The organism is Geodermatophilus sp. SYSU D00663 (assembly GCF_054050655.1).
In genome coordinates this window covers 1-15531 of sequence record NZ_JBJGZT010000004.1, presented here as the reverse complement: position 1 = coordinate 15531, position 15531 = coordinate 1, and the positions used below count along the sequence as shown (strand labels likewise).

The window sequence follows — 15531 nt, the reverse complement described above, 5'->3', positions numbered from 1 at the left end:
GCAGCTCAGCGGACCGCAGCGGTCTTCTCCCGCTCCGGGCGGGCGCCCGCCGCCGGCACCCGGGGCTTGTCCGCGTAGACCACGAGGCTCTTGCCGATCAGTGGGTCGAGCACCCTCTCGGCGAGCCGGGTCACCCACGGCCGCCTCGTCAGGTCCCACACCAGCAGCCGGTGGTAGGCCCGGACGACGGCGGCGTCCCGGTCCACCCCGACGGCGCACTTGAGCCACCAGTAGGGCGCGTGCAGCGCGTGCGCGTGGTGGCTGCGCCCGGGCACCAGGCCCGCCACCGACAGCCGGGCGCGCAGCACGTCGCCGCGGTAGATGCGGACGTGCCCGCCCTCGTTGGCGTGGTAGGCGTCCGACAGCGCCCAGCACACCCGCTCGGGGCCGTACCGCGGCACGGTGACGGCGACCCGCCCGCCCGGCTTGAGCACCCGGGCGATCTCGGTCATCGCGGTGCCGTCGTCGGGGATGTGCTCGAGCACCTCCGAGGCGATCACCCGGTCGACGCTGCCGTCGGGGAACGGGAGGTGCCGCAGGTCGCCGCGGACCACCTCGTGGTGTGCCCCGGCCGGTGCCTCGCCGGCCTCGGCGATCGCGCCCAGCCACCGCTTGGTCGTCTCCACCTCGGGCACGCCCCAGTCGATGGCGACCACGGACGCGCCGCGGCGGTAGGCCTCGAAGGCGTGCCGGCCCTCGCCGCAGCCGAGGTCCAGCACGGTCATGCCGGGGCGCAGGTCGAGCAGGTCGTAGTCGACGGTCAGCACGGACGGCCCTCCCGGTCGCGCGTCGGGCCCGGCGTCATCCGCGGCGCCCCTTCCGGTCCAGCACCCCGGCGTACCAGTCCGCGGTCCGCTCCGCGGTCGAGCGCCACGTGTAGGCGGCCAGCACCCGGCGGCGCCCGGCGCGGCCGAGCTGCTCCTGCAGCGACGGCTTCTCGAGCACCAGCTTCAGCGCCGCCGTCAGCTCGTCGACGTCCCCGGCGCGCACCCGCAGGCCGGCCTGGGAGCCGACCACCTCCGGCAGCGCGCCGGCGTCGGTGGTGACCAGCGGCGTCCCGCAGGCCATGGCCTCGACCGCGGGCAGCGAGAAGCCCTCGTAGAGGGAGGGGATGGCGGCGACGGTGGCCGTCTGCAGCAGCCGCACCAGGTCGGCCTCGGGCAGCGGCCCGGTGAAGCGGACGGCGTCGCGCAGGCCGAGGCGGTCCAGCGCCGACTCGGCCGGACCGCCGGGCCGGGCGGTGCCGACGACGGTCAGCCGCACCGGCCGCTCGGTGCGCAGCTTGGCCACCGCCTCGAGCAGGTGGACCAGCCCCTTGAGCGGGACGTCCGCGCTGGTGGTGACGACGATCGAGTCGGCCTCGCGCGGCCGGTCGGCCGGCGGCGGGGTGAAGACGTCGGGGTCGATGCCGACGGGGATGACCTCGACGGCCGCGGCGGGGACGTGCAGGTGGGTCTCGATGTCGCGCCGCGAGCTCTCCGAGACGGTGGTGACCGCGTCCAGCCGGGGGGCCACGCGGGCCTGCATGGCGGTGAAGGCGTACCAGCGGCGCAGGGTCAGCCGGCGTCGCAGCGTGGGCGCGGCGGCGAGCTCGAGCTGCCGGTCGATGGCGACCGGGTGGTGCACCGTGGCCACGGTCGGGATGCCCGCGCGGACCAGCCGCAGCAGCCCGTAGCCCAGGCTCTGGTTGTCGTGCACGACGTCGAACTCGTGCGCGCGGGGGAGCAGCAGCCGGGCGGCGCGCAGCGTGAAGGTCAGCGGCTCGGGGAACGCCGCGGTGCACATCGCCGCCCACTCCAGGACGTCGATCCGGTCGCGGAACTCCGAGGGCCGCGGCGTCCGGAACGGGTCGGGCTCGCGGTAGAGGTCCAGGCTCGGCACCGGGGTGAGCGGGACGCCGTCGTCGAGCTCGGGATAGGGCTGGCCGGAGAGCACCTCGACGTCGTGGCCGAGGGCGGTGAGCTCGCGCGAGAGGGCCCGGACGTAGACGCCCTGGCCGCCGCCGTGCGGCTTGCTGCGGTACGACAGCAGTGCGATCCGCAGCCGTCGTCCCATGCGCCGGACCCTACCGACCCCGTCCGGTCCACTTTCCGGGCCCGCCTGACAGGGTGACCGGCGTGATCCGACACGTCGTGCACTTCACCTGGTCCGACGCCGCCGACGACGCCCGGCGGGCCGAGACGGTGGCCGCGCTGCGCCGGCTGCCGGAGCAGGTGCCCGGGTCGCTGGGGTTCACCGTCGCCCCCGACGCCGGCCTGGTCGAGGGCAACGCGCACGCGGTCCTGGTCGCCGACTTCCCCGACGCCGAGGCCTTCCGGCGCTACGCCACCGACCGGGTGCACCTCGCGGTCATCGCCGAGCACGTGCGCCCGTACCTGGCCGCCCGCAGCGCCGTCCAGTACGAGCTGTGACCCGATCGGTCGGCTGACCTGCGGTTCTGCCCGGTGCTGGATAGCGTCCGGCGCATGACCGGACGCCGCCCCGTCCTCGCCACCGCCGGCCTGCTCGCCGTCCCGCTGCTCGCGGCCTGCGGCGGGGAGGACGTCCGGGGCGCGGCCTCGCCCGCCTCCACCTCCTCGTCGTCCTCGGCCTCGGGTTCGTCCTCGGCGTCGCCGTCCTCGTCCGCCGGGACCGACCTCGCGCCCGGCCTGCTGCCGGCCGAGGCGTTCGGCGCGGGCGCGCAGGTCACCCCGCTGACCGAGGCCCAGCTCGCGCAGGGCGCGGCGGTGGCCGGCGGCACGGCCGAGGACCTGCAGGTGACCCCGCCGGAGTGCGGGCCCGCGGTGCAGGGCACCCAGCCGTCCTTCGACGAGTACGACGACGTCGCCGCGCAGGTCGCCGTCACCGGGACGGTCACCACCGTGCAGGCGCTGGCCTCCGGCGGCCCGGCCGAGGACGCGCTGGCCGGCTTCGGGCAGCAGCTCGACCGGTGCCGGGAGGTGCAGGTCAGCGCGCCGCAGGTCGGCACGGTCACCATCGCCTTCGCCGGGCTCGACGTCCCCGACCTCGGTGACGGCTCCGCCGGGGTCACCTACACGACCACGGTGACCGGGCCCGACGGGCAGCAGCTGACCGTGCCGGCGCTGGTCGGCGTGGTGCAGGACGGGGACCGGGTGGTCGTGCTGCTGACCACCGACACCTCCGGCGGGCGGCCCGACCCCACGGCGTTCACCGGCCTGCTCGAGCAGGCGTACGAGACGCAGGCCGAGGCCCTCGACTAGCCAGGACCGACACCCCCGGTCCCGGCCGTCCACAGGAGCGGGCCCCCTCCACAGGCACCCTGCGCGAGCCCAGCGAGGGCCCGTCCGGCCCCAGGGTCGGCCGGGTGGACCAACCCCGCATCCCCGTCATCCGGCTCGGCGACACCGGCGAGGTCGCCGCCGCCCTGCCCCACCTGCTCGGCTTCCACCCCGCCGAGTCGATCGTGCTGGTCGGCCTGCGCGGCCCGAACGGCAGCCGCGTCGGCCTCACCGTGCGCGCCGACCTCCCGCCGCCCGCCGCGGCCCGCGCGCTGGCGGTCACGCTGGCCGGGAAGGTGCTCACCGACGACCCCGTCGCGGTGCTGCTGGCGGTGGTGTCCGAGGTCCCCGACGTCGTGGCCCCCGACGTCGTGGCCCCCGACGTCATGGTCCCCGACGTCATGGTCCCCGACGTCATGGTCCCCGACGACCGGTCGGTCCCCGTCCTCCCGTCCGGGCCGGGGGAGCCGGCCCCGGAGCTCCCGCACCGCGACCTGGTGCACGAGCTCGTGCTCGCCCTCGACGCCCGGGACGTGCCGGTGCGCGAGGCGCTGCTGGTCCGGTCGGGCCGCTGGTGGGACTACGACTGCCCGTACCCGTGCTGCGAGCCCGGCTCCGGGACGCCGCTGCCCGCCGGCGCCAGCCCGCTGGCCGCCGCGGCGGTGGCCGGCGGCGCGGTCCTGGCCGCCGACCGCGCCGCGCTCGCCGCGCGGATCACCCCGCCCGACGGCGACCTGGCGGCGCCCGCGATGGCGGCGGCCTGCCTGGCGGAGGGCCGCGAGCACGCCGCCCGGCTCCGGGCGCTCGGCCGGGACGTGGTCGCCGCGGAGGCCGGCGCGGCGATCGCCGCGGCCCTGGCCGACTGCCGGCCCGGACCGGCCACCGCGGCCACCCGGCTCGCCGACGCCCGGGTGGCCCGGGTGCTGTGGGGGCTCACCGTCCCCGACGTCCGCGACCGCGCGCTCGGTCTCGCGCTGGGCGAGGACGCCGCGGCCGCCGAGGTGCTGTGGACCGAGTGCACCCGCCGCGCGCCGGTACCGCTCGACGGGCCGCCGGCCACGCTGCTCGCGGTCAGCGCCTGGCTGCGCGGCGACGGCGCCACGGCCAACGTGGCCCTGGACCGCGCGCTGGCCGCGGACCCGGACGCCCGGCTGCCCCGGCTGCTCGCCGACGGCCTGGCGCAGTGCCTGCCGCCCGCCCAGCTGCGCGTGCTGATCAGCAGCACCCTCGAGGAGGCCGGGTGAGCGGGCTCAGACGAGCTCGGGGCGCTGCCACCCCTGCCCGAGGACGTGCTCGGCGAGGAAGGCGATCACCGTCTCGTACCAGACCGTCGCGTTCCCGGGCGTGAGCACCCAGTGGTTCTCGTCCGGGAAGTACAGGAACCTCGACGGGACGCCGCGCTTCTGCAGGTCGTACCAGAGCCGCAGGCCCTCGCCGATCGGCACGCGGTAGTCCTTGTCGCCGTGGATCACCAGCACCGGCGTGCGGATGGCGTCGGCGAACCGGTGCGGGGAGTTCTGCTCGTAGCGCTTGGGCTCGACCAGCGGCGCGCCCCACTCCCGCTCCCAGTAGTAGGCGGCGTCCGTGGTGCCGACGAACGAGTCGAGGTCCCACAGGCTCGCGTGGGTGATGATCGCCCGGAAACGGTCGGTCTGGGTGGCCACCCAGTTGGCCATGTAGCCGCCGAAAGAGCCGCCCATCGCCGCGGTTCGCTCCGCGTCCACCTCGGGCCGCTCGAGGGCGGCGTCCACGGCGGTCATCAGGTCGGTGTAGGGCGCACCGCCCCACTCGCCCCAGCCGCGGCGGACGAAGTCCTGGCCGAACCCCTGCGACAGCGCCGGGTTGGGCAGCAGGACGGCGTAGCCGCGGGCGGCCATCACCCACGGGCACCAGCGCCACGACCAGGAGTTCCAGCTCATCAGCGGCCCGCCGTGGATCCACAGCAGCAGCGGCGCCGGGTCCTCGGCGCTCGCACCCTCGGGCAGCACCAGCCACGACTGCACCTCGGCGCCGTCGGCGGCGGTGGCGCGCACCTCGTGCAGGGTGCCGGGCAGCGGCCCGAGCGCGCCGGGGGCGGGCAGCGGCTCGGGGTGCTGGCCGGTGGCGCGCGGGTCCAGGCGCACCGGCGCCGGCGGCTCGTCGTAGGCCGAGCGCAGCGCGAACAGGGCGCTGCCGTCGCGGGCCACCCGCAGGTCGCTGTAGGCGCCGTCGGCGGTCAGCCGGACCGGGGCGCCGCCGGTGAGCTCCACCCGGAACAGCGCGTGCCGGCCGTCGTCGTCGGCGAGGAAGTAGACGGCGTCGCCCTCGGCACTGAACTGCGGGGCGCTGGGCCACCGGTCGAAGTCCGGGGTCAGGTCGCGGGCGTCCCCGGAGGCGACGTCGACCAGCAGCAGCGTGTAGTCCGGCGGCTCGGCGTAGGTGGTCATCGACTCGCGCACGCAGACCACCCAGGCGCCGTCGGGGGAGAACGCGGCGGCGTACACGTCGGCCAGCGGGTCGTCGACCAGGACCCGGCCGTCACCGGTCGCGGTCTCGACGAGGACCAGCCGGTCGCGCCGGCCGGCCGGGCCGTCGGCGACGGAGTCCACGCGTACCAGCAGCCGGCCGTCGGGCGAGAGGGCCACCGCCTCCCCGGCGCCGAGCGGTGGGAGGGCGTCGGGCGTGAGGTCGCGCAGCGGCACCGGCCCGGCCGGCTCGCCGGCGGGGTCCTCCGCGGGCAGCGCGCCGGCCCAGAACAGGTGCGGGGCCGCCGGCCCGAGGTCGCTGTCCCAGTACCGGACGGGATAGGCCTCGTGCAGCACCGCCGACACCCCGGCGTCGGTGCGGGCCTTGCGGCGCTGTTCGTCCTCGTCCGCGTCGGCAGCGCCGGGCATGGTCGAGGCCACGACGACGACCTCACCGCTGTCGGCCGACACGGCGAACCCGCCCACGCCGCCGGGCCGGGTCACCACCGGCCGGGCCTCCCCGCCGCCGGGCGGCAGCGCCCACAGCGCCGGCTTCGGGTCGCCGCCGTCCTTGCCGGCGGCGGGGTCGGGGCGGGCCGAGAGGAACAGCAGCGTGCCGTCCGGGGCGAACGCCGGCGCCGCCTCCCCGGGCGCGCTGCGGGTCAGCCGGCGCGGCGGGCGGTGCCCGTCGGGGTCGACGTCCCACAGCGCCGAGACCCACTTCTTCCGGTCGGCGTCGAGGGTCTGCACCGAGACCGCCAGCCGGCCGTCGTGGGCCAGCGCCAGGCCGGTCACCCGCGGGATCGCGACGAAGTCGGCCAGCCGGGCGAACGGGTGCGCCGGATCGGGATCGGGAGCGGTCTCGGGCACGGCGTCGGACGGGCTCACCGGGGCTCCTCGCGGGGACGACGGGACGGTGCCGCCCACCGTAACCAGCAGCGCCCGGCCCCCCACCGGAGCGGGGGACCGGGCGCCGGGCTCGGTGACGTGCTGGAACGGCCCCGCTGCGGGCCCCGCGCCGAGCCCGCGAGGCGTGGGGGCGGCGGGGTCCTCTCAGAGCTGGGCGGCGGCCTCGACCGGGGTCAGGTCCTCGTCCATGGCCGAGACGAACAGGTGCTGGGCCACGCCCTGCGGCAGCGGGTGCCCGTCGAGGCTGATCGTGCCGTTCACCGACTGCGCCACCATCGTGGCGCCGGGTCGGATGCCCTGGTCGGCGAGCTGCCGGAGCAGCGCGGCGTCCTCCTGGAGCTGCTCGCTGATCCGCCGGATGGTCACCTGCCGGCCCTCGGCGGTCGCGGTGTTCGACAGCAGCGTCAGGGCGTCGAGGACGGCCGAGGTCTCCCCGCCGAGCGCGTCCAGGCCCGGGATCGGGTTGCCGAAGGGCGAGACCGTCGGGTTGCCCAGCAGGGACAGCAGCCGGCGCTCCACCGCCTCGCTCATGACGTGCTCCCAGCGGCAGGCCTCCTCGTGGACCTCGGCGTAGTCCAGGCCGATGACGTCGACGAGCAGGCACTCGGCCAGCCGGTGCTTGCGCATGACCGCGGTGGCGAGGGCGCGTCCGGTCTCCGACAGCTGCAGGTGGCGGTCGCCCTCGACGGTCAGCAGGCCGTCGCGCTCCATGCGGGCCACGGTCTGGGACACCGTCGGGCCGCTCTGGTGCAGCCGCTCGGCGATGCGCGCCCGCAGCGGGACGATGCCCTCCTCCTCCAGCTCGAAGATCGTGCGGAGGTACATCTCGGTGGTGTCGATGAGGTCGTTCACTGGCACTCCTCCGTGTCGGACCCGATCGTACGGTGCGCTGCGCCCCGTTCCGGGGATCGCGGACGGGGTTCCCGGGCGGGCGACCGAGGCCACGGCCGCGGTGCCGTGGAGGGGACGGCCGGAGGGCGCGGCGGTAGCGTCCGGACCGGGCACCACCCGCGCGGGCACCGGCCCGGGCGGCGCGCCCGGCGGGGACGGCGACAGGGAGGGCTCGTGAGCGACTCGGTGGCCGTCGTCTGGGACGACGCCCTGCTCGGCTACACGATGGGCGGTGACCACCCGCTGCACCCGGTGCGGCTGGACCTCACCATGCGGCTGGCCGACGGGCTGGGCGTGCTGGCACCGGGCCGGGTGGAGGTGGTCCGTCCCACGCCGGCCGGCGAGGACCTGCTCACCCTGGTGCACGACCCCGCCTACCTGGAGGCGGTGCGGCGCGCGCCCACCCACCCCGACGAGGCGTTCGGCCTGGGCACCGCCGACAACCCGGTCTTCGAGGGCATGTACGAGGCGGCCGCGCTCATCACCGGCGGCAGCGTCCAGGCCGCCGAGCTGGTGCACTCCGGCCAGGCGCAGCACGCGGTCAACATCTCCGGCGGCCTGCACCACGCCATGCGCGACCGCGCCTCGGGCTTCTGCGTGTTCAACGACGCCGCGATCGCCATCGCCTGGCTGCTCGGCCAGGGCTACGAGCGGATCGCCTACGTCGACCTCGACGTGCACCACGGCGACGGCGTGCAGGCCGCGTTCTACGACGACCCGCGGGTGCTCACGGTGAGCGTCCACCAGACCCCGCTGACGCTGTTCCCCGGCACCGGCTTCCCCGAGGAGACCGGCGACCCCGAGAAGGCGCTGGGCACCGCGGTCAACCTCGCCCTGCCCAACGGCACCGACGACTCCGGCTGGCTGCGCGCCTTCACCGCCGTCGTCCCCAGCGTGGTGCGCGCGTTCGCCCCGCAGGTACTGGTCACCCAGTGCGGCTGCGACGCCCACCACGAGGACCCGCTGGCCGACCTCGCGCTCACCGTCGACGGCCAGCGGGCCAGCTACCGGGCGGTGCACGAGCTCGCGCACGAGGTCTGCGACGGCCGCTGGGTCGCCCTCGGCGGCGGCGGGTACGGGCTGGTGCGCTGCGTGCCGCGGGCCTGGACGCACCTGCTCGCCGAGGCGTCGGGGGAGCGGCTGGACCCGGTGACGGCGATCCCGCAGTCCTGGCGCGACGACGTCGTCGCCCGCGGGCTGCGGGCCCGGCCGCCCACGCACATGACCGAGGGCGGCTACACCGGCTTCTCCGCGTGGGACCCGTTCACCGAGTCCCGCGTCGACCGGGCGATCTCCCGCACCCGCAAGGCGTCCTTCCCCTGGTTCGGCCTCGACCCGGACGACCCCCGTGACTGAGCAGCAGACCGTCGACCAGGCCCCAGCCGAGGTGGCGCCGCAGCCGCCCGCGCACTGGGAGGCCGACATCGTCGCCGCGGACGGCGGCACGGTGCACCTGCGCCCGATCTGCCCGGAGGACGCCGAGGGGCTGACGGGGCTCATGGACCGCAGCTCCGACCAGACCCGCTACTACCGGTTCTTCGGGCCGATGAAGCGGCTGTCGGACAGGGACCTGCACCGGTTCACCCACGTCGACCACGACACCCGCGTCGCGTTCGTCCTGCTGCTCGGCGACCAGCTGATCGGCGTCGGCCGCTACGACCGCCTCCCGGGCACCACCGAGGCCGAGGTCGCCTTCCTCATCGAGGACGCCCACCAGGGCCGCGGGCTCGGCTCGGTGCTGCTGGAGCACCTGGCCGCCGCCGCCCGCGAGCGCGGCATCACCACCTTCGTCGCCGAGGTGCTGTCGCAGAACGGCCGGATGGTCCGGGTCTTCCTCGACGCCGGCTACCAGGCCCGCCGCTCCTACGAGGAGGGCGTGGTCCACCTGACCTTCCCGATCGCCCCCACCGAGACCTCGCTGGCGGTCGCCTACGAGCGCGAGCAGCGCAGCGAGTCCCGGTCGATCGCGCGGCTGCTCACCCCGTCGTCGGTCGCGGTGGTCGGCGCCAGCAACGACGAGGGCAAGATCGGCAACCTCGTCCTGCGCAACCTGCTCGACTACCGCTTCGACGGGCCGGTCTACCCGGTCAACCCCGGCACCCGGCACGTGCGCGGCGTCCCCGCCTACGCCTCCATCGAGGACGTCCCCGGCGACGTCGACCTCGCCGTCGTCGCGGTCCCCGCCGACGAGGTCGCGGACGTGGTGGAGGCCTGCCGGCGCAAGCGGGTCCGCGGCCTGGTGGTCATCTCCGGCGGGTTCGGCGAGACCGGGCCCGAGGGCCGGGAGGCCGAGCGGCGGCTGGTCGCCGCGGCGCGGGCCTCGGGCATGCGGGTGGTCGGCCCCAACTGCCTCGGCATCGTCAACACCGATCCGGCGATCCGGCTCGACGCCAGCCTCGCCCCGCGGGTCCCCGGCCGCGGGCGGGTGGGCTTCTTCGCCCAGTCCGGCGCGCTCGGCGTGGCCCTGCTGGAGCGGGCGGCCAGCCGCAACATCGGCCTGTCGAGCTTCGTCTCGGCCGGCAACCGCGCCGACGTCAGCGGCAACGACCTGCTGCAGTACTGGGCCACCGACCCCGGCACCGAGGTCGTGCTGCTGCACCTGGAGAGCTTCGGCAACCCCCGCAAGTTCGCCCGGCTCGCGCGCAGCGTCGCCCGCACCAAGCCGGTGGTGGCGGTGAAGAGCGGCCGGCACGGCGGGCTCACGCCGGGCCTGGCCGGCACGTCGGTCGCGGTGCCCGAGCAGTCGGTGGCGGCGCTGTTCGCCTCGGCCGGCGTCATCCGGGTGGAGACCGTCGCCCAGCTGTTCGAGGTCGGCATGCTGCTGGCCCACCAGCCGCTGCCGGCGGGCGACCGGGTCGCCGTCGTCGGCAACTCCACGGCGCTGGGCGTGCTGGTCGCCGACGCCGTCCTCGACCAGGGCCTGACCCTGGCGCACGAGGCGCCGGTCGACATCGGCACCGCCGGCACCCCGGAGGCCTTCCGCGCGGCGCTGCAGGAGGCGGTCGACGACGACGGGGTGGACGCCGTCGTCGCGGTGTTCCTCCCGCCGCTGGTGCGGACCTCGCCCGACGCGTACGGCCGGGCGCTGCGCGAGGTGTCGCAGGGCTCGGCCAAGCCGGTGCTCGCGACGTTCCTGTCGGCGGAGGGCATCCCGCCGGAGCTCACCGTGCCCGACGATGAGGGCATGCCCGCCCGTGGCTCGGTCCCGTCCTACGCGACGCCGGAGCGGGCGGTCATCGCGCTGGCGCGGGTCGCCGAGTACGCCCGCTGGCGCCGCCGGCCGGCCGGCACCGTGCCCGAGCTGCCCGGCGTCGACGCCGACCGGGCGCGGTCGGTGGTGCTCGGCGTGATGGCGGGGTCCCCCGGGGGGCGGCAGCTCCGCGACGACGAGGTCATCGCCCTGCTGGGCGCCTACGGGGTGCCGCTGCTCGGCACGCGGACGGCGACCACCGCGGACGAGGCGGTCGCCGCGGCCGGCGCGATCGGCTACCCGGTGGTGCTCAAGTCGACGGCGCCGTGGCTGCGGCACCGCACCGACCTCGGCGGTGTGCGGCTGGACCTGCCCGACGCCGGCGCCGTCCGTGCCGCGTTCGAGGCCATCCCGGCCGGCGACCCGGTGATCGTGCAGGAGATGGCCGCGCCGGGCGTGGCCACCGTCATCGAGGTCGTCGACGACCCGTCGTTCGGCGCCCTGGTCAGCTTCGGCCTCGGGGGAGTGGCCACCGAGCTGCTCGGCGACCGCGCCTACCGCACGCTGCCGCTCACCGACCTCGACGCCGCCGAGCTGGTCCGCGCGCCCCGGGCGTGGCCGCTGCTCGACGGCTGGCGGGGGGCCGAGCGGGTCGACGTCGCGGCGCTGGAGGACCTGCTGCTGCGGGTGGCCCGGCTCGCCGAGGACCTGCCCGAGGTGCTCGGCCTCGCCCTGTCGCCGGTGATCGTCGGCCCGGCGAACCCCTGGCACGGCGGCCGGTCGCTCGTGGTCGCCGGCGGCACCGTGCGCGTCGGGCCGCCGACCGCCCGGGTCGATCCGGGTCCCCGCCGCATGCGCGACTGATCACACCGTCGGCCTCCGGCCGGCACCGCCCGCGGAGCCCTCCGGCCCCGCTCGGGCACGACACCGCAGGGCGGGTCACCTCCGCCAGAACAGGTGGTGGGTGACGCCGCTCGGGCTGGGCACGACCTCGTGGTGGAAGCGGTCGAGCAGCTCGTCGGGCGAGGTCCACAGCCGGGAGCCGGCGCCCAGCTCGACCGGTGCGACGGCGACGTGCAGCGTGTCGACGAGGTCGGCGTCGAGGAACTGGCGGATCACCGTGGCGCCGCCCCCGAGCCGGACGTCGGCACCGCCGGCCGCCGCGCGCGCCTTCTCCAGCACCGTGGCCGGGTCGGCGTCGACGAAGTGGAACGTCGTGTCCGACAGCGTGAACGACGGCCGCACGTGGTGGGTCATCACGAAGACCGGCGTGTGGAACGGCGGGTCCTCGCCCCACCAGCCCTGCCACTCGAGGTCCTCCCAGGGGCCGCGGTGGGGCGAGAACTTGTTCCGGCCCATGATCTCGGCGCCGATGCCGTGCGTGAAGTCGCGGGTGAAGTAGTCGTCCAGGCCGCGGCTGCCGCCCGGCCGGGTGCGGTTGGGGAAGCTGGCCGTGGCGACCGCCCAGGCCATCAACGTCATGGGGTCGGCGTGCCCGAACGGCCGCTCCAGGCTCTGGCCCTCGCCGGCGCCGTACCCGTCGCTCGAGACGGTGAAGTTCTGCACCCTCAACAGCTGGCCCACGGTCCCTCCCTCGGTGTCGACGAGGGGCTGACCGCCGGCGGCGCCGGAACTCATCGGCGCGCCTGCCTCAGGGACGGCGGCCGGTGAAGGCGAGCAGCCTCGCCCGGTCGTCGGCGTCCTCGGGCACGGTCACCCGCGGGCCGTAGTGGCCGCTGCCGCGCAGCGCGGCGTCCCACGGCTCGATGCCGGCGAGGAACGCCGAGGCCTCGTCCGCGTCGATCGTCTCGTCCTGGCCGGTGGCGCGGGCGAGGTCCCAGGCGTGCACCAGGAGGTCCATGAGGCCGGTCATGGCGACGAGGTCCTCGAGCGGCATGTCCCCGGCCCGGGTGCTGGTCGGCCGGCGGGCGAGGTCCGGGTCGGCGAGCAGGGCCCGGATCGCGGCGTCGGTGGCCCGCCAGGCGCCCGCGGGGTCGTCGTCGACCGGGGGGTGCGCGGGCAGCGGGAGGTCCACCGCGGGGAAGTAGAGCGCGGGCATCCACTCCACCAGGTGCCGGACGACGTCGCGGGCCACCCAGCCCTCGCACGGCGCCGGGTCGTCCCAGCGTCCGGGCGGGACGCCGTCGACCCTGCGGCCGAAGTCGTCCGCGAGCCTCGCCCACCGCTCCGCCGTGCCCGCCATGGCCGCCTCCTCAACCGTTCGGTTGAGCACGAGCCTGGCCCGGGGCGCGACCCCTGTCAACGCCGAGAGCCGGCTCCCCGCGAGGGGGAGCCGGCTCTCGGTGCGGCCCTCTGCAGGGTCCCGCCGCGAGCGTGCGAGCGGTGGGGGGCAGAGGGGTCCTCCGTCTACGCCAGGTAGTCGCGCAGGGCGTCGGCGCGCTGCGGGTCGCGCAGCTTGGCCATCGTCTCGCGCTCGATCTGGCGGACCCGCTCGCGGGACAGGCCGAACTGCTTGCCGATCTGCTCGAGCGTGCGGGGCTGGCCGCCGTCGAGGCCGAAGCGCAGCACCACCACGTCGCGCTCGCGCTCCTCCAGCGTGGAGAGGACGTTGCGCACGTCGCCCTTCATCATCTGGAAGGCCACCGCGTCCTCGGCCACCGCGGCGTCGGCGTCCTCGATGAAGTCACCGAGGCGGGACTCCTCGTCGGCGCCGACCGTCTGGTCGAGGCTGACCAGGTCCCGGCTGTACTCGAGCAGCTCGGTGACCCGCTCGGGCGTCATGTCGAGCTCGAGGCCGAGCTCCTCGGCGGTGGGCTCCCGCTCGAGCTCCTGGTGCACCCGCCGGCGGGTCCGCACGACCTTGTTGACCTGCTCGGCCAGGTGCACGGGCAGCCGGATGGTGCGGCCGGAGTCGGCCATCGCGCGGGTGATCGCCTGGCGGATCCACCACGTCGCGTAGGTCGAGAACTTGAAGCCCTTGGTGTAGTCGAACTTCTCGACGGCGCGGATGAGGCCGACGTTGCCCTCCTGGATGAGGTCCAGGAACGTCATGCCGTGGCCGGTGTAGCGCTTGGCCACCGAGACGACCAGGCGCAGGTTGGCCTCGAGCAGGTGCCGCTTGGCGGCCTTGCCGTCGACCGCGAGGGCCTTGTAGTCGCGCTGCAGGGCAGGGGTGAGCTGCCGCTCGGCGAGCAGCCGCTCGGCGTAGAGACCGGCCTCGATGCGCTTGGCCAGCTCCACCTCCTGCTCGGCGGTCAGCAGGGCGGTCTTGCCGATGGTGTTGAGGTACACGCGCACCAGGTCGGTCGACACCAGGCCACTGGTGTCCGGCTCGCGGCGGGGCGAGCGGACCTCGAGGGCGTCACTGGGGGAAGACTGGAGGAGCGTCACGGGATGTCTTCGTCCTTGCTCGGAGTTCGGATGCGCCGCCGGCTGTCCGGTGGCGGTGGCGCACCCGCGTCGGGGGGTGGGGCTCCGTTGTCCGGCGGGGCCCCCACGGTTCGTTCGTCCGTTGTGGTCCGTTGTGTTTCGCCCCGTACAACGGTCCCGACGGGGCCGGGTGTTCCACGCGGCCCGGGTTCACAGTGAACGCACAGGCCGTGTGTTCGGTCACCACCCGTACCCGTCCGGTCGCCGGGTCAGACCTCCAGCAGCAAGGTCATCGGCCCCTCGTTGACCGACGCCACCGCCATCCGCGCGCCGAACACGCCGGTCGCCACGCCGGTCCCGCGCCGCCGCAGCTCCGCCACCACCTCGTCCACCAGCGGCTCGGCGACGTCCCCGGGCGCGGCGGCGTCCCAGGACGGGCGGCGGCCCTTCCGCGTGTCCGCGTAGAGGGTGAACTGGCTCACCACGAGCACCGGCAGGCCGAGGTCGCCGGCCGAGCGGGCGCCGTCCCCGGTGGGGAACACCCGCAGCTCGTGGACCTTCCGGGCCAGGGTGCGGGCCCGGTCGGCGTCGTCGTCCCGGCCGACGCCGACCAGCGCGAGCAGGCCCGTCCCGATCTCCCCGATGACGGCCCCGTCGACGGTCACCGAGGCCGAGGACACCCTGCTCACCACCGCGCGCACCGACCCATCCTGCGCGAGCGGTGCGCGGCGGCAGGACCCCCTGGGCGGAACGGGTCAGCGGGCCGCCCCACCGGACACCCCCCGCGGAACCGCATCACCCGGGGCCCGGGGCGTGGGGACGGGAACCACCGGCGGTGCGGGGACCCGGCCGGAGCTCTCCTCCGACCACCAGCGGAGGTGGGGGTCCTCCCCGACGGCCCGTCGCGGCCGAAGGTGACCACGGTGTCCGGCCGCACGTCCTCGAGCAGGGCGCGCACCGCCCGGCCGCCGTCGTCCGGAGGGACGGCGGCGCACCGCCCGTCCCGGGAGCCGAGCCACCGGTGGTCGGTGACGCCGACCGCGGCCAGGCTCGCCACCACCTCCAGCCGCCGCAGGTCGGCGACCGGACCGTCCCCCTCCCGGCGAACTCGCCGTCGGTGGCGGTGACCACGACGACGGTCCGCCCCCGCGTCCCCGGCCTCGGCCATCAGCGCGGCCGACAGGTAGGCCTCGTCGTCCGGATGGGCCCAGACCCCAGGACCGTCCCCGGCTGGGACACCGTCAGCGTCTGCGGCACGGCCGCCTCCTCGTCCCGCACCGGTCGAGCCCGGTGCCTGCCCCGCCGGCCGGTCCGACCCGGTCCCTGGGTCGGCCAGGCGGCATCCCGTGTCCAGGGGCGGTCGCACCAGGGTCCTCCGGTCACCTCGACCGGCGTCTCGACGCCCGGTGGCCCGGATGGGACGCTCGGCCCGGGGGGGGGGGGCCGCCCCCCCCCCCCCCCACCCCCCACTCACCGCGGGCGCCCCGGGTCTCCGACCTGGCGGCCGGGGGGGCCACGCGCAACACCC

At 76.2% G+C, this 15531-nt stretch carries 14 protein-coding genes; 5 read left to right on the top strand and 9 right to left on the bottom strand.

Annotated features, from left to right (window positions below):
- Positions 1-5: 5 nt before the first annotated feature.
- Both ACI79Z_RS04335 and ACI79Z_RS04330 read right to left on the bottom strand, forming a co-directional pair.
- Positions 6-767, bottom strand: coding sequence for a class I SAM-dependent methyltransferase (locus ACI79Z_RS04335; protein WP_456901803.1), 762 nt, complete (start codon positions 765-767; stop codon positions 6-8).
- Positions 768-801: 34 nt separating this feature from the next.
- Complete coding sequence (locus ACI79Z_RS04330; RefSeq protein ID WP_456901802.1) at positions 802-2055, bottom strand: glycosyltransferase family 4 protein; 1254 nt, start codon at positions 2053-2055, stop codon at positions 802-804.
- 62 nt (positions 2056-2117) lie between these two features.
- On the opposite strand from ACI79Z_RS04330, the gene ACI79Z_RS04325 reads away from it, so the two are divergent.
- The 3 genes from ACI79Z_RS04325 (at position 2118) to ACI79Z_RS04315 (ending at position 4483) form a co-directional block, all read left to right on the top strand.
- Positions 2118-2411, top strand: a complete 294-nt coding sequence (locus tag ACI79Z_RS04325) for a Dabb family protein (protein WP_456901801.1) — start codon at positions 2118-2120, stop codon at positions 2409-2411.
- 54 nt (positions 2412-2465) lie between these two features.
- The gene (locus ACI79Z_RS04320; RefSeq protein WP_387990771.1) at positions 2466-3221 is read left to right on the top strand and encodes a hypothetical protein; all 756 of its coding nucleotides are present in this window, start codon (positions 2466-2468) and stop codon (positions 3219-3221) included.
- Between the two features lie 104 nt (positions 3222-3325).
- Positions 3326-4483 (top strand): DUF4192 domain-containing protein, encoded by a 1158-nt coding sequence (locus ACI79Z_RS04315; protein ID WP_456901800.1) that lies wholly within the window; start codon positions 3326-3328, stop codon positions 4481-4483.
- Between the two features lie 6 nt (positions 4484-4489).
- On the opposite strand, the gene ACI79Z_RS04310 is transcribed toward ACI79Z_RS04315, so the two are convergent.
- Together ACI79Z_RS04310 and ACI79Z_RS04305 are read right to left on the bottom strand one after the other, a co-directional pair.
- Positions 4490-6571 (bottom strand): S9 family peptidase, encoded by a 2082-nt coding sequence (locus ACI79Z_RS04310; RefSeq protein WP_456901799.1) that lies wholly within the window; start codon positions 6569-6571, stop codon positions 4490-4492.
- A gap of 165 nt (positions 6572-6736) precedes the next feature.
- The gene (locus ACI79Z_RS04305) at positions 6737-7444 is read right to left on the bottom strand and encodes a metal-dependent transcriptional regulator (protein WP_387990778.1); all 708 of its coding nucleotides are present in this window, start codon (positions 7442-7444) and stop codon (positions 6737-6739) included.
- Positions 7445-7657: 213 nt separating this feature from the next.
- Between ACI79Z_RS04305 and ACI79Z_RS04300 the strand changes: the two genes are divergently transcribed.
- Together ACI79Z_RS04300 and ACI79Z_RS04295 are read left to right on the top strand one after the other, a co-directional pair.
- On the top strand, positions 7658-8839 hold the full coding sequence (locus ACI79Z_RS04300) for an acetoin utilization protein AcuC (protein ID WP_456901798.1): 1182 nt from the start codon (positions 7658-7660) through the stop codon (positions 8837-8839).
- Entirely contained in the window at positions 8832-11537 is a 2706-nt protein-coding gene (locus tag ACI79Z_RS04295; RefSeq protein ID WP_456901797.1) for a bifunctional acetate--CoA ligase family protein/GNAT family N-acetyltransferase, read from the top strand. The genes ACI79Z_RS04300 and ACI79Z_RS04295 overlap by 8 nt, the downstream gene beginning before the upstream one ends.
- 75 nt (positions 11538-11612) lie before the next feature.
- On the opposite strand, the gene ACI79Z_RS04290 is transcribed toward ACI79Z_RS04295, so the two are convergent.
- The 5 genes from ACI79Z_RS04290 to ACI79Z_RS04270 form a co-directional block, all read right to left on the bottom strand.
- Positions 11613-12257, bottom strand: coding sequence for a dihydrofolate reductase family protein (locus ACI79Z_RS04290; RefSeq protein ID WP_456901796.1), 645 nt, complete (start codon positions 12255-12257; stop codon positions 11613-11615).
- A 67-nt stretch (positions 12258-12324) separates the two neighbouring features.
- Positions 12325-12876, bottom strand: a complete 552-nt coding sequence (locus ACI79Z_RS04285; protein WP_456901795.1) for a TIGR03086 family metal-binding protein — start codon at positions 12874-12876, stop codon at positions 12325-12327.
- Positions 12877-13040: 164 nt separating this feature from the next.
- Positions 13041-14024 (bottom strand): RNA polymerase sigma factor SigB, encoded by a 984-nt coding sequence (gene sigB, locus ACI79Z_RS04280; protein WP_387990790.1) that lies wholly within the window; start codon positions 14022-14024, stop codon positions 13041-13043.
- Positions 14025-14272: 248 nt separating this feature from the next.
- Entirely contained in the window at positions 14273-14704 is a 432-nt protein-coding gene (dtd, locus tag ACI79Z_RS04275) for a D-aminoacyl-tRNA deacylase (RefSeq protein ID WP_456901794.1), read from the bottom strand.
- The gene (locus ACI79Z_RS04270; protein WP_456901793.1) at positions 14689-15369 is read right to left on the bottom strand and encodes a PIG-L family deacetylase; all 681 of its coding nucleotides are present in this window, start codon (positions 15367-15369) and stop codon (positions 14689-14691) included. The genes dtd and ACI79Z_RS04270 overlap by 16 nt, the downstream gene beginning before the upstream one ends.
- Positions 15370-15531 lie beyond the last annotated feature (162 nt).

Bases quoted from the DNA above. Each gene is read 5' to 3' on its own strand.
- ACI79Z_RS04285 (WP_456901795.1), bottom strand. From the start codon at position 12,876: ATGGCGGGCACGGCGGAGCGGTGGGCGAGGCTCGCGGACGACTTCGGC.
- ACI79Z_RS04330 (WP_456901802.1), bottom strand. From the start codon at position 2,055: ATGGGACGACGGCTGCGGATCGCACTGCTGTCGTACCGCAGCAAGCCG.
- ACI79Z_RS04320 (WP_387990771.1), top strand. From the start codon at position 2,466: ATGACCGGACGCCGCCCCGTCCTCGCCACCGCCGGCCTGCTCGCCGTC.